Here is a 20,923-nt window from a genome sequence, read left to right as displayed (position 1 = left end):
CCTGTTTGCTTTTTGTTCTTTTCTTTTCTTATAATTTTGACAAAAAATGGAGACAATATGAAAAAAATTTTGGGATTCATTCTTTCGAGCTCTCTGCTTGTCGCTTCATCCATCAAATGGCAACACGATTTTCAAAAAGCTTACGATCTCGCATTGAAAGAAAAAAAACCGCTTTTTATATTTATCGAAAGAGTTGTTCCACCTTGCCGTTGGTGTCACAAAATGAAAACAACAACACTTCAAGATCCCGAAATTGCACAATTTATCAATCAACATTTCATCGCTGTTATACTGGACCGCGACACAAGTGAATATCCAGACGATCTCTTTCCCCAATATGTACCGACCATGTATGTCCTAAAAGAAGGCACTATAATAAAAAGAATAATCGGCTACTGGCCAAAAGAAGATTTTTGGAGCGATTTAGAGGATGTTAAACGAGAGCTTCATCGATGATAAGGAGAGTTGGCTTTAAAAATATCAAACTCTTTACACTTGTACTTTTTATTCTTTTTGTTACACTTTTTACTGCATTGATTGTATATGAAGAGTACAATGAATTTAAGAAAGAGATTGCTCTTTTTGAGAAAAATTTTATCAATAAACAAAAAGAGCTCGTAAAAAAAGAGACTCTTCGTGCTCTTCGCTATATATCGTACAAACACCTAGAAGATCCAAACAAGCCTCTTTCACAACTCCAAAAAGAGATCATCGATGCAATAGAGTACATGAGAAATGAGAGAGATGGTACTGGGTACATTTTTATCTATACATTTGATGGAATCAATGTAGCAGATCCAATTTTAAAACAAAACAAAGGTAAAAATCTCATCAACTTTACTGATCCTACTGGGAAAAAAGTCATAAAAGAGCTTATTGAAGTCTCAAAAAAACCTGATGGGGGATTTGTACAGTACTACTGGAACAAACCAACCACAAATACTCTTGCTCCAAAGATAAGCTATGCAAAAGCGTACCAACCTTTTGGCTGGATGGTAGGATCTGGTGTATATCTCGATGAAATTGAAAAGATAATCCGCCAAAAAAAGCTGGCCTACCGAGACAAAATGGTAAAATATATCATCAACATTCTCACACTCTCTTTTATGCTCTTTTTTGCCACATTTGTAATATTGCGCTACACCTCCAATCTCATTGAGCGCTCACTACAAAAGATTAAAATACGAACACAAGATGCTGCTAACCATGGAACCTATATCTATGCCCAAGATCTCTTATTTAATGAATTCAAAGAGATAGCAGGCTATACCAATAAAATGATCAAAATCATCAAAGATAGAACAAAAAAGCTGCAAGAGCTCAATAAGACCCTTGAACTCAAAGTCTTGCAAAAAACACAAAAACTCAACCAGCAAAATGAAGAGCTAAAAAGAAGTAAAGAGTTTACAGAAAAGCTCCTACACGATCAAGATAGTTTCTTAAAAACCGCCATTCATGAGATTAATACACCTCTAAGTATCATTCTTACAAATATAGATCTTTTAAAAATGGAAAACATCAAAAACCAAGAGCTTACCAATATTGAATCTGGTATCAAAATCATCCACAATATCTATAACGATCTAGCGTATCTACTAAAAAAAGATAGAGTCGAATATAAAAAGAACTTCATCAATGTTTCATCATTTTTAGAGCAACGAGTAGAGTTTTTTACTGAAGTAGCCAAAGGGAGTCGTCTACATTTTATTACTAAAATTGAGCCAGATATCACTCTTTTTATCAACGAGATAGAGTTACAGCGAATCATAGACAACAATCTCTCCAACGCTATCAAATACTCTCATATAAATACAGCTATCACTGTTAAACTCTATAAAAAAGATACAATAGTACTTGAGTTTTGGACTGAGTCAAAAAAAATAGAAGACAAAGAGGCAATTTTCACACAGTTTTATAGAGAAGATAAAGCCAAAGGTGGATTTGGACTAGGCTTAGCGCTTGTTAAAGAGATTTGCGACAAAAACAGTTGCACCATCGAAGTGGATAATGATGGAAAATACAATATATTCCGCTACATTTGGAAGAGACAATGAAAATACTTTTGATGGAAGATGAGATAATTTTGTGCGATTCGATAGAACGTTACCTTGAAAAGATCGGCCATCAGGTCACAACTGCATATGATGGGGAGCAGGCATTTGAGCTCATACAACAAAGCTCCTTTGATCTGCTCATCCTCGATATCAATGTTCCCAATATCGATGGATTTACTTTGATGGAGCTTTTAAAAGAGCATAAACGCTACACTCCAGTTATTTTCATCTCTTCCCTCACAGATATTGAAGATATCACAAAAGGTTTTGAACTTGGATGCAAAGACTACATCAAAAAGCCCTTTCATCTTAAAGAACTAGAGCTTCGCATAGAAAAGCTTGCCATTCAAGATAAATCCCATGTAGTTCTTTCAAAAAGCTACAGCTACTCTTTTGAGCAAAAAACCCTCTATTTCAATAATACTCCAGTAACACTTACCAAAAGACAACAGCAAATCATCGAACTCTTAGCAAAAAATAGAGGTATCGTAGTCGATTATGATATGTTTCGCGAGTATGTATATACAGAAGAGTTTGTGGATAATCCCACGATACGCGCAGAAATTTCTCGCCTAAAAAAGCTTTTGTGTGAAGATTTTATACAAAACATTCGCGGTGTTGGATATAAGATAGATAAATAGTTTTTTGCTACATTCATGCTACGTTTGCTCCCTAGAATATAGTCTGAACTATTTCTCAAGGAGTCTAAATGAAAAAAATCGCACTTTCATTTGCTGCAAGCTCGCTACTTACTCTTAGCTATGCCAGTGAAGTTCCAACTCTGCAAGAGGCTTTCACAAATGGCAATTTCAAAGGCCATATACGTCTTATATATATAGATAGGCATTGGCAAGGAAGTATTTCCAAAAAAGATATAGACGCTTTTGCAGCAGGTCTAGATCTGCACTATGAGACAGCTTCTTTCAAGGGCATAAGTCTTGGTGCCGCTCTCTATAGTGTAAGCGACTTTGGATTAAACCCTTCATTTTCAAGCGGTAAACTCAACACCTCATTGCTCGGTGACAAGGGAGAAGATTACGCTTTTGTAGGAAAAGCCTACATTAAATATAAAAGAGGCAATACTACATTCAAAGCTGGACGCCAAAGACTCGATACTCCTCTCGCAGCAGCTGACGATGCAAGAACAATTCCGACTCTTTTTGAAGCCTATGTGCTTACCAACACCGATTTACCATCCACTACCCTCGTAGCAGCACATATAACGAAAGTTGCTCCCGGAACATTTTACAACCAATATCGTCTTCCACTTCCAGCTTTGGCTTTAACTGCAGGATATGGTGCAGGATATCTCAATCCTACTCAAACAGGCATTGTGGGACATTTTCTGGATATGGGGCAATATGCCATTGGACAAGATACAGATGGTGTTACAACAGTAGCAATTATCTATAAAGGAATCAAAAATCTTAGCTTGCAGGTCTGGGACTACTATGCACACGATATTTTAAATGCTGTTTATCTACAGGCAGATTTCAAGTGGAACTGTCTCATTAGCGACGAGATCAAACCATTTGCAGCACTGCAGTATATCAATGAAAAAGATGTGGGCAATAAGTTGGCGGGAGAAGTGGAGAGTAACTACTTTGGAGCCAAAATTGGTGGTAGTTACCACTATTTCACAGCCTATGCAGCCTACTCCACTACAAATTCAAATACAAATGCTGCTGTCAATGGAGGGGTGATTACACCATGGGGAGGTATGCCGGCATTCACACAAGGCATGGTGACACGCCACCAATTCTTTGCCGATACGGATGCCTGGAAAGTTGCAGCTGCATATAAGTGGAGTGACTATGGTCTCAATCTCAAAACTGCTTTTTTTTACACCTCTTTCGATGTGGGTCAAAATAACTCTTTGGCAACTGACTCAGCTGATTATGCACACAGCTGGACTGCAACAGAAGCTGGATTTGATTTTATCTACTATCCAGAAGCCGTAAAAAATCTGCAACTACGTTTCCGTGGCAATTTCCCAAGAAAATTTCTCGCAAAAGCAGATGGCAGCGATCTTGGCTGGGACGAATATCGTTTTATCGTCAACTACAAATTTTAAAGGAGCTGATATGAAAACAGAAGTTTTAGAAAAACTCAAAAGTAATCCTAGACTTTGGGAACTCGTAGAAAAACGTGAGAAGTTTTCTTGGACTATGGCAATTATCATGCTTATAGTCTACTATGCATTTATTCTCACCATCGCTTTTGATCCTTCACTCTTAGGAAAACCACTCAGTGAAGGCAGTATCACTACAATCGGTATTCCTATCGGTATAGGAATCATTGTTTTTGCGTTTATTTTAACAGGAATTTACGTCAACAAAGCAAACAAAGAGTTTGACACTATCACAAAAGAACTCAAAGAGTCGATTAAGGAGCTGTTATGAAAAAGTGGATACTTCCATTTATCTTTTCTCTCTCGGCATTTGCAGAAGGTGCAGCAGAAGTAAGCGGTAAAAGAGACATCAATGTTTCTGCTGTAGTGATGTTTTTACTCTTTGTTGCATTGACACTTTTCATCACATACTGGGCAGCTAAGAGAACACGTACAGCAAAAGATTTCTATACTGCAGGCGGGGGAATCACTGGTTTTCAAAACGGCCTTGCGATGGCAGGAGACTATATGAGTGCTGCATCCTTTTTGGGGATCTCGGGACTTGTCTATCTCAAAGGGTATGATGGACTTATCTACTCTATAGGATTTTTGGTTGGCTGGCCTATTGTGCTTTTCTTGATAGCTGAGAAGCTCAGAAATCTTGGTAAATACACATTTGCCGATGTTGTCTCTTTTCGCCTCAAACCAGGCCCTACAAGAACATTGGCAGCTTTTGGATCTATTGCAACAGTACTTTTATACCTCATCGCACAGATGGTTGGTTCAGGAAAACTGATTCAAGTACTTTTTGGACTTGACTATGCCTTTGCAGTCATCATAGTCGGAGTCTTAATGATTCTTTATGTTACATTTGGTGGTATGCTTGCTACTACATGGGTGCAGATTATCAAAGCAGTGCTTCTTTTAGCTGGTGCTACATTTATGGCGTTGGCAGTTATGGCACATTTTGGATTTAGTTTGGAAGATCTTTTCAAAAAAGCAGTTGCAACACACCCTGATGGCTTAAAAATCATGTCTCCAGGGGGGTTAGTCAAAGATCCAATCTCTGCAATCTCTCTTGGTATGGCATTGATGTTTGGACTTGCCGGTCTTCCACACATCTTAATGCGTTTTTTTACTGTTGCTGATGCAAAAGAGGCAAGAAAATCTGTTTTTTATGCCACAGGATTTATAGGGTATTTCTATATGCTTACATTCATCATCGGTTTTGGTGCAATTGTGTTTGTAATGACAAATCCAGAGTATCTTGGTCCTGATGGGAAAATCTTTGGTGGAAACAACATGGCTGCTATCCACTTAGCACATGCAGTGGGTGGTAACTTCTTCTTAGGGTTTATCTCAGCAGTTGCTTTTGCTACCATTTTGGCAGTTGTCTCCGGCTTGACACTTGCAGGAGCATCTGCAATCAGCCATGACCTCTATGCAAGCGTTTTTAAAAGAGGACAGGTTGATGAGATTACAGAGATGAAAGTCTCCAAAATTGCTACACTTGTAATAGGAATTTTGGCAATTTTACTCGGAATTGCATTTGAGAAGCAAAACATTGCTTTTATGGTAGGTCTTGCTTTTGCAATTGCTGCGAGTGCTAACTTTCCAGTCCTTTTCTTGTCAATGTACTGGAAAGGTCTTACAACAAAAGGAGCATTCCGAGGAGGTCTCCTTGGACTCATTACTGCAATCATATTGGTGATTTTGGGACCTACTGTTTGGGTAAGTGTTCTTGGCAACCCTGAGCCAATCTTTCCATATAAATACCCGGCACTTTTTAGTGTTACAGTAGCATTCATTGGTATCTGGTTTTTTAGTAAAATTGACAACTCTCCAGAAGCGCAGGAAGAAAAAGAGAAATTTGAGGCACAATTTATCAGAGCCCAAACAGGTATCGGTGCTGAAGGTGCATCAGCTCATTAATTTCAGCCGCTCTTTGCGGCTGTAAAAGGGATAACAATGGAAGAGGTAAAAAATTTTTTGAATACAATCCACCCTTTTGACACTCTTACTCCACAACAGCTCGATTTGCTAGTTTCTCATACCGATATAGGATACTATCAAGAGGGTGAAGAGATTGTGCTCAATAGATTTTTTATTATTATCAAAGGAAGTGCCCAAGAGATACAAGAAGATAATGTAGTTGAAATCTATCATGAAAAAGATTTTTTCGATATTCAAGCACTGCTTGGAAAAAAAGATGCACACTTTGTGGCAGTAGAAGAGACACTTTTATACGAGATAGATAAAGAGACTTTTTTAGAAGTTTTTCATAAAAACAGTACATTTAAACAATATTTTTTTCAAACAATTTCTCAAAAAATTGATAAACTCAAAGAGCAAAAGAGTCTTTCGCAAGTGGGCGATCTACTCTCAGCCAAACTAGAAGATATTCCTCTCACACCTCTTTACAAAGTGGAGGCTTCCACTCCCATCAAAGATGCAGTGAAAAATATGCAACACCTTCTGCTTGTACAAAAAGGAAATCTCGAAGGAGTGGTAACTTCAAGCGATCTTAAAAAAGTTATTCTTCATGCAATCGATTTTGCCACACCAATAGAGTCAATTGCGACGTTTCCTGCCATAACTATTCAATATGATGACTTTTTATTCAATGCCCTTTTGCTCATGACAAGTAAAAATATCAAACACCTCATCGTCAAAAAAGAGAATACCTCAATAGGAAGCGTGGAGATAGGAGATCTTCTCAGCTTCTTTTCCAATCAATCCTACCTACTTGCACGCAAAGTCGAGCGGGCAGACTCCACAGAAGATCTCAAATATGTTACAGATAAGTTTATCCAGATGGTAGAGATCTTGTACCATAAAGGCATTAAAACACGCTATTTAGCAAAACTTGTAAGCGAGCTTAATGAAAAAGTATATAAAAAGGTCTATGATCTCACATTTGGCATAGATGGTACATTTTTGCTTCTTGGTAGCCAAGGAAGAGGCGAACAGCTTCTTAGAACTGACCAAGATAATGCTTTTATAGTAAAAAATCCGGCAGACAAACAAGCTGCATTGAAAAAAGCCGAAGAGTTTGTTGCTGCATTGGAGCTTCTTGGCTATCCACGCTGCAAAGGCAACATCATGCTCAATAACCCGCAATGGAACAAAACTACAAAAGAGTGGGAAGAGACTCTACTTAGCTGGATCGAACATCCAAACGAGACAAATATGATGTATATGAGCATTTTTCTCGATGCCAAAGCAGTCTATGGAAACCAGGAGCAATTCGAAAATCTCAAAAGAATACTTTTTGATCATGTAAGCGACAATGCAGGCTTTTTATCGCAAATGGCGCGACCTGTTATGCAGTTTGAAAATCCTCTCAATATGTTTGGTTTTTTTCGCAAAGCACGTACAATTGATCTCAAAAAGGGTGGTATTTTTGCAGTAGTTCATGGGGTTAGAGTCTTGGCACTACAATATCATATCCATAATACAAACACAGTTGAGCGACTAAAAGAGATCAGTAATCTTGGCATTTTGGAAAAGAGCTTTGTTACAGATCTCATTGAAAGCTTTGAGACACTCAACTCCTTTAGGCTCAGAGCATCTCTGCACAATATTCAAAAAGGATTAGATGCTACCAACAGCATCGATGTTACAACCCTCAATAAACTAGAACGTGATATATTGAAAGAAAGTTTTAAGACAATTGAAAAATTCAAAGAGTTTTTATCATACCACTATAAACTATCGATGGTGAGCTGATGTTTTGGCAGAAGTGGTTCTATAGAGGTGAGTTTAAGTTTCTTTTTGAGCCATACAGTGGTGATGAGATAGTTTTTATCGATTGTGAAACAACCGGACTCGATCCAAAAAATGATGAGATTTTATCTATTGCATGTTTGCCAGTCAAAAAAGATAAGATACTTCTCTCAAAAGCGCTCTATCTTGAGCTCAAACCACAAAAAGATATTAGCGCACAAAGCATCAAGATCCATCACTTAAGAGCTTGCGATCTGCAAGGTGCGATGGAACCAAAAGAGGCAATTGAGAGAGTTTTATATTTTATCAAAAATCGCCCAGTAGCGGGGTATTATGTGGAGTTTGATGTAAAGATGATAAGTAAATATACCAAAAAGTTTTTTGGATTCACTCTTCCAAATAAACAGATAGAGGTTTCGGGACTCTATTATGACTATAAACAAAAAGCGATACCGCAAGGGTTTATCGATTTGAAGTTTGATACAATACTTAAAGATTTGAATTTACCTAAACTCAAAGCACACAACGCTCTCAATGACACTATAATGAGTGCAATGATTTATCTTAAACTTATAAAAAGGAGACAATATGGATAAAGTACCTGTTTTCGACCCGACACCAAGGATCAAGGAACGAGCCCGCATCAATTCTATGGATCAGTATTGGCAGATGGTCAAAGAAGCTGAGAGTGATTATGAGGGTTTTTGGGACAAACTGGCAAAAGAGAAAATCAATTGGCGTGATCCTTATACAAAAGTTCTCGATGAGAGTGAAGCACCATTTTACAAATGGTTTATAGGTGGAAAACTCAATGTCACCGAGCAGTGTATCGACAGACACCTGGAAACCAAAAAAAACAAAGCAGCAATCATTTGGGAAGGTGAACCGGGTGATAAAAGAGTCATCACTTACTTGGAGCTTTACTATGAAGTAAACCGCTTTGCAAATCTACTCAAAAACAAGTTTGGTATCAAAAAAGGCGATCGCGTCGTTATCTATATGCCAATGATTCCGGAAGCCGCTTTTGCGATGCTTGCATGTGCGAGAATCGGGGCAATCCACTCTGTTGTTTTTGGTGGATTCAGTGCAGAGGCGCTTAGGGACAGAATCCAAGATGCCCAGGCAAAACTAGTCATTACCGCCGATGGAGCCTACAGACGAGGCAAGCCATATCTCCTGAAACCTGTTGTAGATGTGGCTCTTGCAAAGAACTGTGAAAGTGTTGAAGCTGTTTTGGTGGTACGAAGAAACAACGAAGAGATAAAATGGCATGATCACAGAGACTATGACTACAATGAGCTCATCAAAGATATGCCAACACGGTGTGAGCCAGAAATCATGGATAGCGAAGATCCACTCTTTTTGCTCTATACTTCAGGAAGTACTGGCAAACCAAAAGGGGTACAGCACTCACAAGCCGGATATATCCTTTGGGCGCAGCTCACTATGGAGTGGGTATTTGATATCAAAGATACCGATACCTACTGGTGTACAGCAGATGTTGGCTGGATCACTGGGCACACCTATATAGTCTATGGACCTCTCGCAGCCGGAGCTACAACTTTGATGTACGAAGGGGTTCCTGTCTATCCAGATGCCGGAAGATGGTGGAGAATGATCGAAGAGTATCAGGTCAATCAGTTCTATACAGCACCTACTGCCATTAGACTCCTTCACAAACTTGGTGCAGATGAACCGGATAAGTATGATCTAAGCAGCCTCTACATTCTTGGAACAGTGGGTGAACCTATCAATCCCGACGCTTGGATGTGGTATTTTGAAAAAGTCGGACGGGGTCAGTGTCCAATCGTCGATACATGGTGGCAGACAGAAACTGGAGGTCACATGATCAGTCCTCTTCCAGGAGCCACACCGATCAAACCAGGATCTGCAACATTTCCGCTCCCGGGAATCTTTGCTGAAATTATCGATACTGACGGAAACAAAAAAGAGCCGGGTGAAAAAGGGTATCTGTGTATCACAAAACCTTGGCCTAGTATGATCAGAACTATTTGGGGAGATAGCGAACGATTTGTCAAAAGCTATTTTGGAACCTGTAAGAAGGATGGAAAACCTGTCTATTTCAGTGGAGATGGCGCGATATATGATGAAGAAGGGTATATCTGGATCACGGGGCGTATGGATGATGTTATCAATGTCAGTGGCCACAGACTTGGAACAGCCGAGATCGAAGCGGCTATAGGTCACCACCCAAGAGTGGCAGAATGCGCGGTGGTTGGAAAGCCGCATGAAGTAAAAGGGGAAAGCGTTTTCGCATTTGTCGTGCTTAAAGATGATGAAGGCATAGCGGATGAGATGGAGCTTATCAAAGAGATCAATGATGTGATCACAAAAGATATTGGTCCTTTGGCAAAATGTGATGAGATCGCATTCGTTCCAGGTCTTCCAAAAACAAGAAGTGGCAAAATCATGCGCAGAATCCTCAGAGCCATCGCAAAGGGTGAAGAGATCAAGCAAGATACCTCAACCCTTGAGGATCCAAGCGTAGTGGAAAAGATTATCCAGATAGTCAACGGATGATGATCGGGTAGCCTTTCGCTACCCTCCACTTTTGGTTATAATAATCTTATAAAATCCATTTTTTTCCATAGGATTGTTATGACCAAACGATTGCTGTTTGCATTTTGTATCCCAACTATATTATTGTCTGCAGATACGCAAACGATCGAGCAAGATTTTCTTACAACGCTCAACGAAGCAAGTGAAATTGCATCTGCTACAAAACTCAATATCGATAAAACACCATCGACCGTCACTGTTTTAAGAAAGGATTTCATCAGGCATACTGGAGCAAAAACACTTTTTGATTTGATGTGTTATATTCCAGGCATTGAAGTTTCTATAACTTCAAGTGGGAAAAAACAGATTATTGTTAGAGGCGTAAAAAACAGTTATCGCGACAAAATCAAATTTTTGATCAATGGCGTGGAAGTCACCAACAACATATACACCAATCAGTTTTACTACTACAATTTCCCGGCAGACCTCATCAAACGCATTGAATTCACCAAAACACCCGATTCTGTACGATACGGCGATAATGCATTTTTAGGAGTTGTCAACGTCATCACCCTCGATGAGAGTGATGAAGACATGGTTTCGACATATTACAGCAGCGAAAATGGATACGGAATCAGTGCATTTAAATCCATCATAACAGAGCAAGGGACATTGTTGCTTGACCTGCATAAGCTCTATTCCAAACCAGATCTTCTCTCTCCTACAACACTCAAAATCGATACGCTCAACGATACGACGACAATTTTTCGTCAATCTACCCCGGCCCATGCACTTGAAAAAAATGACGGTGTTGGTATTACGTATAAAAATGAAAATTGGACAGTGCAATATAGACTGCAATACTACAAAAAGGGAAATTTTTTTGGTATCTCGCGCGTTTCTCCACTCAAACGCGATCAATTCGTTCACCTACAGCATCAATTTGTCGATGTGGGATATCAACAATATCTCACCAAAGATTGGAAAATCGAAACGAATGTAGGGTATAAATATTATATCTGGAATGGAGCGTTTCGAGTCTATCCATACGATCTCAATTCTACGAGCGGTCCTGACAAGGACTTGATCATAGGCGGGAACTTTGCAGAAAAAGAGATGTATGCGAAAGCCGATATCAAATATCTTTCACAAAAGCACAATCTTCAATTCCATATAGAAACCAGCTATGCCAAACCTAGCAGAGCATACTATCTGCAATATGTCCCTGCTTTAGGGAATTATGCACATCTTCCAGGACCTATCAAATCAGATGTACATAGATCCATTTTTGCTTTGGGTATCGAAGATCTCTACTTCATCAATGATAACTTTACATTGACAGGAGGCTTACGATTTGATCACTATAACGAGTTTGGCTGGAAATTCTCCGCAAAAGCGGGTCTTGTATACAACTTCGATCCAAAAAATACGATGAAATGTATTTACAATGCAGCATTTCGAGCACCATCTTGGGTAGAACTCTATGCCAATACAGCAGCGGAATTTAATGGAAATGAATCGTTGCAGCCAGAATATATCAATCTTTTGGAGTTACAATATATCAAGAAATTCACTAAAACAGACGTATTAAAAACGAATTTCTACTATGGGAAAACAAAAGATACCATTGATAGGTATCTGTCGGATTCCGGTCTACGAATATACGAAAATCTCGGGGACTATTTAATACGGGGTATAGAAGTGAGCTATACGAAACTTTTTAATCATGCAAAACTTATACTTCGTTACGCGCACAACTTCAACAAACGCGAATATCAACGAAGCCCCAATGATCAAACAGAGTATCTTGGTATTCGCAAAAATATATTTTCTACTTCGTTCGATTATGACTGGGACCATTTCCATTCCCATACCATGTTCAAATGGACCTCAAAAATCGATACCCCCGACATTTATCGAGATGTCCGACCATCTCTGTCGTTGAATCAGGTTTTTACCTACTCTTTGAACGATCTAGATATCCAGTTTGGTGTGAAGAATATTACTGATCACAAGAACTATGCATACGTTACACCATCGGAACTCATACAAAATAGATTCCAGTTTGTCCCTCAAGGATGGGCTGTACCGCAAAGTGGGAGGGAGTTGTTTTTTAGAATAAGGAAAAGCTTTTGATACGGATATTTTCTCTTATTTTTCTTACCATCATTACTCTGTTCGCCTCTTCACTCAATCCTGCACTCCTTGAAATTGAGGCAAAACTGTTCCCAAAAATTATCATGCTCGATGAAAATATTGATCAAAAACTTGTCAATAACAAACTCTTAATCAATATCGTTTATCAAAACAGGTACCGTAAAGAAGCGTTTTTGATGAAAAAACTTCTTGACAAGAAAACGGTATACGGTAAACGAATCAAAGTAATACCTACAAAAACGAGGGTTCTCAAAAATGCTTCAGCCTATATTCTCTTCATGGATTCTAAAAAAGCAAAGAAACTGTACAATTCGCTTTTAAAAAAGAAACGTCTCATTTTAAGTGCACTTCCTAGTGCAATTGAAGGGGCAATGATTTCTATAACCGTCAATTCCAAAGTGCACCCTTTAATCAATCCATCGGCCATTAAACAATCAAATATAAAACTCAATCCAATAATATTCAAGGTGTCAAAGTTTTATGAAAACAAGTAGATATTCACTTGCTTGGATGATTCGTGCTACAATTCTTTTAGCAATTGTCGTTCTATTTGTTTTTCAAACGATTATCTATTTCCAAATTCGTACTACATTACAAAACATAGAAGAACAAAATATCAAATTTATCATTCAAGAAAATCTCCGTACGATTGCCCCTCTTGCCTATTTTCATTTTGACGATGAACTGCAAAAAACACTTCAAAACATTCAAACAAGCGTCAGTTCCATTAAAAAATTAAAGATTGCACAAAAGCCCATCCCAACACAAAAGAATCAATCCCTCTATCCTATACAATACAAAAATCAAAAAGTCGGATATCTTTTCGTTGAATATGATTATGAAATAATGAATCAATTTTTTAAAAAATTCGATATATACTTCACATTTTTCACTCTGCTACTGCTTGCTCTTGGTCTCATTTTCGCTCGCTATATTAATAAAAAAATAGACGCTTTATATACATTCTCTTCGCAACTATCAAATATCGATATCCGAACGACCAAACAGGTCAAACCAACAGATGAATACCTCGAACTTATTGCAATTACAAGAGCCATCAACAAAATGCTACATGCAATACACCTTTATATCCAAAAAATAAAACAGAGTGAAATGCACCTAGCAGAAGCTCAAAAAATTGCCAATATGAGCAGTTGGGAGTATATTAAAGATAGTGACACCTTTTTTTGCAGCGACCAACTCTATAGAATTTTGGGCCTCAATATGAAAGAGCGTCTAGATTGGGAACATTTCCTACAGATGATCGATCCGCAAGAAAAGCTCCGTTTTATTGAAGAAATAGAAGAGGCATATCAAAAAGGCTTAAAATTTGAAACGGTCGTCAAATTCTATACCCCTAAAGGGGAGAAATATCTTAAAAACGTTATCAAAGTTCGAAAAAAACATAACAGATCCACGACGATAATAGGTATTGCCATAGATGTCACCGAAGAGATCAAAGCAAAAAAACAGGTGGAATTCCTTGCATACAATGATCCACTCACATCCTTACCAAACAGAGTCTCTTTTCAAGATATCCTAGAAAAACTGTCGAAAATTGCGCAAAGATCCAAAGAACGTTTCGCCCTTATCTTTCTTGATATCGATAATTTTAAATTTGTCAATGATACCTACGGTCACGAGATAGGAGACAAACTCCTCATAGATATTGCTACCATCCTTAAAGAAACGCTCCGTTCTTCGGATCTTATATTCCGCATCGGTGGAGATGAGTTTGTCGTTTTGATACCGAAAGTAGAAACAAAAGATTCCTTGGATATCGTTTTGGAAAAAATAAAAGAGTCTGTAGCAAAGGAGTATCGCTACGGAAATATCAATTTTTCCGTTTCCTGTAGTCTTGGCATCGCTATCTTTCCCGATGACTCGGATGATATCGAAACATTGACACGCTATGCCGATATCGCCATGTATGAAGCGAAGAAAAGTGGAAAAAACAGATTCGTTTTCTTTAAAGAAGAGATGAAAAAGTATCTAGATCATCTGCAACAGACAACTCAGGATCTTCGCAAAGCACTGAAAAAAGAGGATGAACTCACTCTTTTCTTTCAGCCTAAAATCGATATTCAAAATAATAAAGTTATCGGTGCAGAAGCACTTATTCGCTGGAATCACCCGCAAAAGGGTCTTCTTACTCCCAATGTTTTTATTCCCGTAGCCGAGCGAAGCGATTTGATAGAAAAGATCGACGAATTTGTCATAAAAAAGAGTTTCCGGCATTTACAAGAGTGGAGTAGTGATAAAGAGTTACAAAACATCGTGCTTTCTTTAAATATTTCAGCTAGACAATTTAGGAATCCAAAATTTCTCGACTTTCTTGATAAGAATCTCAAACTATATAACATCGATCCATCGAAACTGGAACTCGAAATCACAGAGACACTCTCAATGGAAAATGTCTCACATACCGTCAATATGCTGGAAGCCATCAAACAGATCGGATTTCAAGTCGCACTTGATGATTTTGGAACGGGGTACTCTTCGCTCAATTATCTCAAACGTCTGCCATTCGATACGATAAAAATCGATAAAAGCTTCATAGATGATATTGACAAGGATCCTGAAGACTATCAGATCACAAAGATTATCACAGATATAGCGTATACATTCAGAAAAGAGATTATCGCAGAAGGTGTAGAGACAAAACAGCAAGAACGCATCTTAAAAGATCTTAAATGCTTCTATGCCCAAGGCTATTTATATGCGAAGCCTTTGCCTTTGAACGAATTCAAAGAGTTCATCACATCCTACAACCACTAGATGCGATGTGAAACTCCTCTTGATACCCGCAAGCATCACATTCGAATAAGACACTGTTCGTACCGCTACACCCGCCACTCTTGTTTCTTTTTATTTCTATACTGGCTTCTTTACACTCAGGACAAATACCCTGTTCTATCAAAGTGAGGCGTTTCGATTTTTGACGAAGGAAGAGATAATAAACAGTGATAGCTGCTCCAACGGAAAAAACGATCACAACAAAAGTATACATCTACTCTCTTGCAAAGACACTCGATGTAGCGCAAATGGTCTGAAGCATATATTTGGCATCAAGACTGCCTCGTCTGTTTGCCTTTTTCCACCATTCTACTGCCATTTTTTCATCCTTTTCTACACCCCATCCTTCATAATACATCATACCAAGGTAATACATCGCTTCTGCATCACCCTCTTTGGCCAATTTTTTAAAAATCGGCAGTGCTTCATCATATTTATCGTTTTCAAATAGATCCACCGCTTTTTCGATCATGGTCCCTCCTTAGTCAATCTCTGTATAATGGAGTTTCAATCCTTCATCACTCATAACAAATCCATTGATCAACAATTTCCCTTCATGAACCATTTTATGATGTTTGGAACAAAGAGGGATCAGGTTGAATTTATGATTTGCTTTAAAATGATCGATAAACCCTCCTTTGGCTTTCGCTTTTGGTTCGATATGGTGCACCTCTTCCACGACTTCATTGCAAATCGCACACTTCGTTAAATAGACTCCCTTATTATACCTGCTACGCTTCTTTTGTTTGAGAAGTTCGATCTCGCTGTACTCTTTTGTCAACTTTTTCCTGATACTATATGCATAATCGAGAAAAATTTTATCCATATGAAGAGCCTTGGCAAACTCCAAGCCATAGAGTGTACCACCAGGGCCGACTTGGAGCTTTCTATCATAAATCAATCGATCATTTTCTTCATCATATGTCACACCAAGATGCAAGAAAACGAGACGTTTCAGTGACATGATAGGTTCTATAGTGGTGAGTTGATGCAGATGGGTCGCAAATATAAATTTGCTTCCCATCTCATAGAGCCTTTGGATTGCGGCACCGACAATCGACAAAGCCGAATAGGTTTCCGTCCCGTGACTGATCTCATCTCCAAGAACCAAAGATCGATTTGTGGCACGATTGAAAATGTTTTTGAGTTCCAGCATCTCGACTGCAAAGGTGGAGAGCCCTTTGTAGAGATTATCTTTTGAGACGATTCTCGTAAAAATCTTGTCAACAAGTCCGAACCGCATCGATGCTGCCGGAACGAACATTCCAGCTTGCGCCATGACTACTGCAATACCTACACTTTTCATCAAAGAGCTTTTCCCACTAGAATTAATTCCATAGAGTAAAATACCCTGTACCGGTTTATTGTCACTCGCTTGCAATGTCACATGATCACATTGTGGCTCGAAAGGCTCTCCGAGATAGATATCGTTTGGAATGTAGATCCCATTCTCCTCCCTTGATTCGATGATGGGATGGCGTAGAGCAACAAACTCTAAAATATCTTGCTTTACAATTTCAGGTTTCGAGTAGTTAAACTCCTTGGCACATTTCGCACCGCTAATGGAAAAATCGATCTCTCCAATGAACGTTATAAGCTTTTCCATCAAAGCACTGTATCGCAGCTCTATCTCCATAAGAACTTCTGTGTAGCTTTTTTTGACGAGAGCTACAAGACGTGTTTGCAAAGCGGTATACTCTTTCGAGAGTTCCTCAATGATTTCATGGGTAAGCTTCACACTGTTTTTCAGTTTTTTGATATGAAAATCTTTGAAAAAATAGTGTTCATTTTCTATGGTCACGAAACTCTGTAAAAGATCCTTTTCAATCTGCATGAATCTATTTTTCGTCATAACTATATGAAAACCCTCACTCTCTAGCCATCCCAGCTGCACACTCTCCTCTTTATCGCAAAAGGAGGCGACATGGTTTTGAATCGCATGGAGTTTTTCCAAGGTTTTCCCAATCTGCTTTTCAATTTGATCAATAAAAAGATTGACACCAGGTTTGAAAATGTTCGCATCAATTTGCTCTTTTCGGTACTTGGCACTCTTTTCCAGATCGAAAACATCTTCGATCGATTTTCTAAATCTATACACTTCCTCGATACTGAACGCTTCTATACCCATATCGTATGATTTCAATGTGTTGGAAAGTTTCTCGATATAGTACAACGAAGTATGCAAATAGTTGATCTCGAAAGGGTGTGCTTTTCTAAGTTTGATTCTTCTTAATATTCGCTCGATATCATAGATCTGTTTGAGTAAAACTTCTATCTCTTTAAAATGGGGTATGAATTTTTCTATCATAGCATATCGGCGTTGCAGCTCTTTTTGGTTCTGAATTGGATTGAGAAGGCGCTCTTTTAGGACTCTTTTACCAATAGGCGTAGAGGTTTTGTCCAAAAGTTTTAAGAGTGTCATCTCATCGGGGTCACGGGAGATGATATTGAGCTGTTCCAAAGCGTTGTTTCCCAGATAGACGAAATGGCTACTGCCGATAAATGTAGGTTTTTGCAACTTTTCCACGATTGCGGGATCGTGATCGATAATAAAATCGAGAAGTATTCCAAGACTTTCACTAGCATAGGGATAACGCTCAAGATCCAGGTATTCGATAGGGGAAAGAATCGACTTAATGGAAAAGACTTTTGCGAAAAGTTCATTTTGATAGGTGATTTTCAAGCGACTTCTATTTTCATGAAATGTATAATGAGCAGGTATTTCAAGATAGCTATAGATAAAATCTTTATCCACATTTCCTTCAAAAGTCAAAATCAATTCAGCAGTATTATAGGTTTGTAAAAGAGTAAAAATTTCATCCAGTGCAAAGGTCTTATCCTCTCTCGTGGAGTACATTTCATTGACAAACGATTTTCCTGTCGTTACATCGATGGCCGCATAACCGGCATAATAGATACCTCTATTTTCACCCAGTATCATCGAAGCAATAAAGTTTTCCGTAGGCTCTATCTGATAATCGAAGTTTGTTCCTGGAGAGATAATATTTGCGAGATAGCGTTTGACATGGGGTGGTTCACCCTTTTGCTTAATGAGGACGACCGTATATTTTTTGCTTTGTATAAGCCTATTGAGATAGCGTTCCAATGCGAAATTGGGTACTCCGGCCATCAATGGATTGGAAACACTTATTTCAAGAATCGATTTGTTTTTGCGGGTAAGTTGAATATTAAGAAATTCTGCTATCTCTTTTGCTTTTCCTATTTTTTCTTGGGGAGTATTGAGCTCATATACTTCAAAAAAAGAGCCTACCTCCATAAGTACGACTGTATTGTCTCCATAGAGCTTCTCAAAATATTTTTGGAGATCGAAGTAGATTTGGGTCAGAAGTTTTTTCTTATCGTTTAAAAGATTGGAAAGATACTCTTTGTCGAACAAACCGGCCCTTAACTCTTTTTTTGATATTATATCACTAAAAAAGGGGTTTCATGCAGCTTTGCGTCGCACTTGATCTACCCAGCATAGAAGAGAATCTCTCCCTTGCAAAATCCTTGAAAAACTACGACATCTGGCTCAAAGTTGGTCTGAGGAGCTATATTCGAGACGGAAAAGAGTTTTTAAAACAGATCAAACAGATCAATCCAAATTTCCACATTTTTCTTGACTTGAAACTCTATGATATTCCCAATACCATGGCCGATGCAGCCGAAGAGATCGCAAAACTTGGTGTCGAAATGTTCAATATTCACGCCAGTGCTGGCAAAGAAGCGATGCAGAGTGTCATGCAAAGAGTACAAAAATTTCAAAATCCCCCGCTCGTTCTTGCAGTCACTGTACTTACATCCTTCAACGAAGAACAGTTTCGATCCATCTACAATGATTCGATCGAAAACAAAGCAAAGCAGTTTGCCAAGGAGGCCTACGAAGCAGGACTCGATGGCGTGGTGTGTAGTGTCTATGAGAGTGATTTGATCAAAAACATCACAAGCGATACATTTATCACTTTGACTCCCGGTATAAGACCTTTTGGAGAGAGTGCAGGTGACCAAAAACGTGTAGCTGACATCAATCTTGCAAAAGAGAAAAAAGTGGATTTTATCGTCGTAGGACGTCCTATCTATCAGGCGAACAATCCAGCTGAAGTTGTGGAAAAAATATTGACAAACCTCTAAAAATTCTTTATAATTTCATCCACTTCAAGGACAGGTGGGTGAGCTGGCTGAAACCACCTCCCTGCTAAGGAGGCGTACCCATTGCGGGTACCGAGGGTTCGAATCCCTCCCTGTCCGCCACTATATTTCCATCTACTTTTTACCATTCAAGAAGAAAACGACAAAAAACTGTTCATAATATCTGCAGCTCTTTTTGACGAACTCTTCTTCATCGATTCGAATACGATAGAGCTTGTTATGAAGTTTTACATAAGAACGTACTAGAAAACAGACTTCATTTTTTGTAATATCCGCTTTCGTTTTCGTGATATTCCTTGCCATGATAAAAGCCAATTTTTTGGGATCTCTTATCATTGTACAATTTCATATATTTTTTCTATTGCCTCTTGCCCTCCTAATGCAAGGCCCACAGTGGCTCCTTGCGCTTCTCTCGGATTGATACGAATCAAAGGGGCATTATAATTTTGCGATATTTGTTCACCTAAAAGACGAATCGTAGGTACTGCAGTGCCGGCTCCAATCTCCACAATAACCAAGGATTCTTTCGCCCGATGCAGAAAGTTTTTGAAACGTCCTTGTTGCGCATCTTCCCTAGAAGATATCCAATGCCAATCTCCAAACATTAAAATATTAGGCCTGGCAACCGCACCACAATAAGGACATTTTGGCAAAGGCTCCCTTGCTAAAAAACGCTCCGTGTCAATTTGAATATCAACTCCATCAGCACTCCATATATCATCACGACAAGGCTTTATGCACTGCAAATAGTGAATGCTTCCATGAACTTCATCGATTTTCATTTCATCAAAACCGGCTTTTTGAAATTGCCCATCCACATTTGAAGTAACCACAAAATACTCTTTTTTTCTCTGAGCAATCTCTAGAAGCAGTCGAAATCCTTTATGAGGATTTGTATCACGATAAAGATGCAGGCGATGGCCATAAAACGCCCATGCAAGTTTTGGGTCTTTTTCAAACCATCTTGGATTTGCCAACTCTTCAAATCGAAGGCCGAGCTTTTTCGCTGCCGGATAAGCCCTCCAAAATCCATGAACTCCTCTAAAATCAGGGAGCCCACTATCCACTCCCATACCAGCCCCAGCCGTAATGAGAAGATAATCTGCCTGTTTGATCAAATTAGTAGCCACTTCAATCATTGCAAACCTTTTTGTATAATCATACAGTGAAAAAACTCAAAAATATATTGATTCTCGATAAAACACTATAGATTCAACAATGATTGATTTTGAAAAATTATAATACAAATGGATTTAGGTACAAATCATGTCATGGAAGCAAAACATTAGGGGAGTGTGGTAGCTGGGGGGAGACTTGAACTCCCGACCTCCGGCTTATGAGACCAGCGCTCTCACCAGCTGAGCTACCCAGCCAAAGCGAGTGAAATTATACTTCAAAATCTCGAACATGT

General features: G+C 38.7%; 18 protein-coding genes and 2 tRNA genes. 14 read left to right on the top strand and 6 right to left on the bottom strand.

Annotated features, from left to right (window positions below; genetic code table 11):
• Positions 1-57: 57 nt before the first annotated feature.
• From NIS_RS02930 to NIS_RS02875, 12 genes are all read left to right on the top strand, one after another.
• A complete protein-coding gene (locus NIS_RS02930) occupies positions 58-456 on the top strand; it encodes a thioredoxin family protein (RefSeq protein ID WP_012081906.1) in 399 nt (132 codons plus the stop codon).
• Positions 453-2,054 (top strand): cache domain-containing protein, encoded by a 1,602-nt coding sequence (locus NIS_RS02925; RefSeq protein ID WP_012081905.1) that lies wholly within the window; start codon positions 453-455, stop codon positions 2,052-2,054. The genes NIS_RS02930 and NIS_RS02925 overlap by 4 nt, the downstream gene beginning before the upstream one ends.
• Positions 2,051-2,695, top strand: coding sequence for a response regulator transcription factor (locus NIS_RS02920; protein ID WP_012081904.1), 645 nt, complete (start codon positions 2,051-2,053; stop codon positions 2,693-2,695). Before NIS_RS02925 ends, NIS_RS02920 begins: the two co-directional genes overlap by 4 nt.
• Before the next feature lie 68 nt (positions 2,696-2,763).
• On the top strand, positions 2,764-4,128 hold the full coding sequence (locus tag NIS_RS02915) for an OprD family outer membrane porin (RefSeq protein WP_012081903.1): 1,365 nt from the start codon (positions 2,764-2,766) through the stop codon (positions 4,126-4,128).
• Positions 4,129-4,138: 10 nt separating this feature from the next.
• Positions 4,139-4,456 carry a DUF485 domain-containing protein gene (locus tag NIS_RS02910; RefSeq protein WP_012081902.1) on the top strand — a complete coding sequence of 106 codons (318 nt, stop codon included), beginning with the start codon at positions 4,139-4,141 and terminating at the stop codon, positions 4,454-4,456.
• The gene (locus NIS_RS02905; RefSeq protein ID WP_012081901.1) at positions 4,453-6,096 is read left to right on the top strand and encodes a cation acetate symporter; all 1,644 of its coding nucleotides are present in this window, start codon (positions 4,453-4,455) and stop codon (positions 6,094-6,096) included. The genes NIS_RS02910 and NIS_RS02905 overlap by 4 nt, the downstream gene beginning before the upstream one ends.
• A gap of 36 nt (positions 6,097-6,132) precedes the next feature.
• Positions 6,133-7,893 (top strand): putative nucleotidyltransferase substrate binding domain-containing protein, encoded by a 1,761-nt coding sequence (locus NIS_RS02900; protein WP_012081900.1) that lies wholly within the window; start codon positions 6,133-6,135, stop codon positions 7,891-7,893.
• Positions 7,893-8,486, top strand: coding sequence for a 3'-5' exonuclease (locus NIS_RS02895; RefSeq protein WP_012081899.1), 594 nt, complete (start codon positions 7,893-7,895; stop codon positions 8,484-8,486). Before NIS_RS02900 ends, NIS_RS02895 begins: the two co-directional genes overlap by 1 nt.
• Positions 8,479-10,431 (top strand): acetate--CoA ligase, encoded by a 1,953-nt coding sequence (gene acs, locus NIS_RS02890; protein WP_012081898.1) that lies wholly within the window; start codon positions 8,479-8,481, stop codon positions 10,429-10,431. The genes NIS_RS02895 and acs overlap by 8 nt, the downstream gene beginning before the upstream one ends.
• 78 nt (positions 10,432-10,509) lie before the next feature.
• Complete coding sequence (locus NIS_RS02885; protein ID WP_012081897.1) at positions 10,510-12,546, top strand: TonB-dependent receptor plug domain-containing protein; 2,037 nt, start codon at positions 10,510-10,512, stop codon at positions 12,544-12,546.
• Complete coding sequence (locus NIS_RS02880; protein ID WP_012081896.1) at positions 12,543-13,061, top strand: YfiR/HmsC family protein; 519 nt, start codon at positions 12,543-12,545, stop codon at positions 13,059-13,061. Before NIS_RS02885 ends, NIS_RS02880 begins: the two co-directional genes overlap by 4 nt.
• Positions 13,048-15,345: a GGDEF and EAL domain-containing protein gene (locus NIS_RS02875; RefSeq protein WP_012081895.1), complete on the top strand. Its 2,298-nt coding sequence runs from the start codon at positions 13,048-13,050 to the stop codon at positions 15,343-15,345. Before NIS_RS02880 ends, NIS_RS02875 begins: the two co-directional genes overlap by 14 nt.
• Here NIS_RS02875 and NIS_RS02870 read toward each other — a convergent pair.
• The 3 genes from NIS_RS02870 to NIS_RS02860 are packed head-to-tail and all read right to left on the bottom strand — an operon-like array spanning position 15,326 to position 18,760.
• Positions 15,326-15,577 carry a hypothetical protein gene (locus tag NIS_RS02870; protein WP_041353993.1) on the bottom strand — a complete coding sequence of 84 codons (252 nt, stop codon included), beginning with the start codon at positions 15,575-15,577 and terminating at the stop codon, positions 15,326-15,328. The genes NIS_RS02875 and NIS_RS02870 overlap by 20 nt on opposite strands.
• Complete coding sequence (locus NIS_RS02865; protein WP_050724129.1) at positions 15,578-15,835, bottom strand: tetratricopeptide repeat protein; 258 nt, start codon at positions 15,833-15,835, stop codon at positions 15,578-15,580.
• Between the two features lie 9 nt (positions 15,836-15,844).
• Positions 15,845-18,760: a MutS-related protein gene (locus NIS_RS02860; protein WP_012081894.1), complete on the bottom strand. Its 2,916-nt coding sequence runs from the start codon at positions 18,758-18,760 to the stop codon at positions 15,845-15,847.
• A gap of 50 nt (positions 18,761-18,810) precedes the next feature.
• Between NIS_RS02860 and pyrF the strand changes: the two genes are divergently transcribed.
• Positions 18,811-19,494 carry an orotidine-5'-phosphate decarboxylase gene (gene pyrF, locus NIS_RS02855; RefSeq protein ID WP_012081893.1) on the top strand — a complete coding sequence of 228 codons (684 nt, stop codon included), beginning with the start codon at positions 18,811-18,813 and terminating at the stop codon, positions 19,492-19,494.
• A gap of 28 nt (positions 19,495-19,522) precedes the next feature.
• A tRNA-Ser gene (locus NIS_RS02850) sits at positions 19,523-19,614 on the top strand.
• A 12-nt stretch (positions 19,615-19,626) separates the two neighbouring features.
• Here the strand turns inward: NIS_RS02850 and NIS_RS02845 are convergent.
• From NIS_RS02845 to NIS_RS02835, 3 genes are all read right to left on the bottom strand, one after another.
• Entirely contained in the window at positions 19,627-19,848 is a 222-nt protein-coding gene (locus NIS_RS02845; protein ID WP_041353992.1) for a hypothetical protein, read from the bottom strand.
• On the bottom strand, positions 19,845-20,651 hold the full coding sequence (locus tag NIS_RS02840) for an SIR2 family NAD-dependent protein deacylase (RefSeq protein ID WP_012081892.1): 807 nt from the start codon (positions 20,649-20,651) through the stop codon (positions 19,845-19,847). The genes NIS_RS02845 and NIS_RS02840 overlap by 4 nt, the downstream gene beginning before the upstream one ends.
• Positions 20,652-20,808: 157 nt before the next feature.
• A tRNA-Met gene (locus NIS_RS02835) sits at positions 20,809-20,885 on the bottom strand.
• Positions 20,886-20,923: the final 38 nt, after the last annotated feature.

The sequence above is a fragment of the Nitratiruptor sp. SB155-2 genome, assembly GCF_000010325.1.
Taxonomy (GTDB): domain Bacteria; phylum Campylobacterota; class Campylobacteria; order Campylobacterales; family Nitratiruptoraceae; genus Nitratiruptor.
This window is presented reverse-complemented; position numbering and strand designations above follow the sequence as displayed.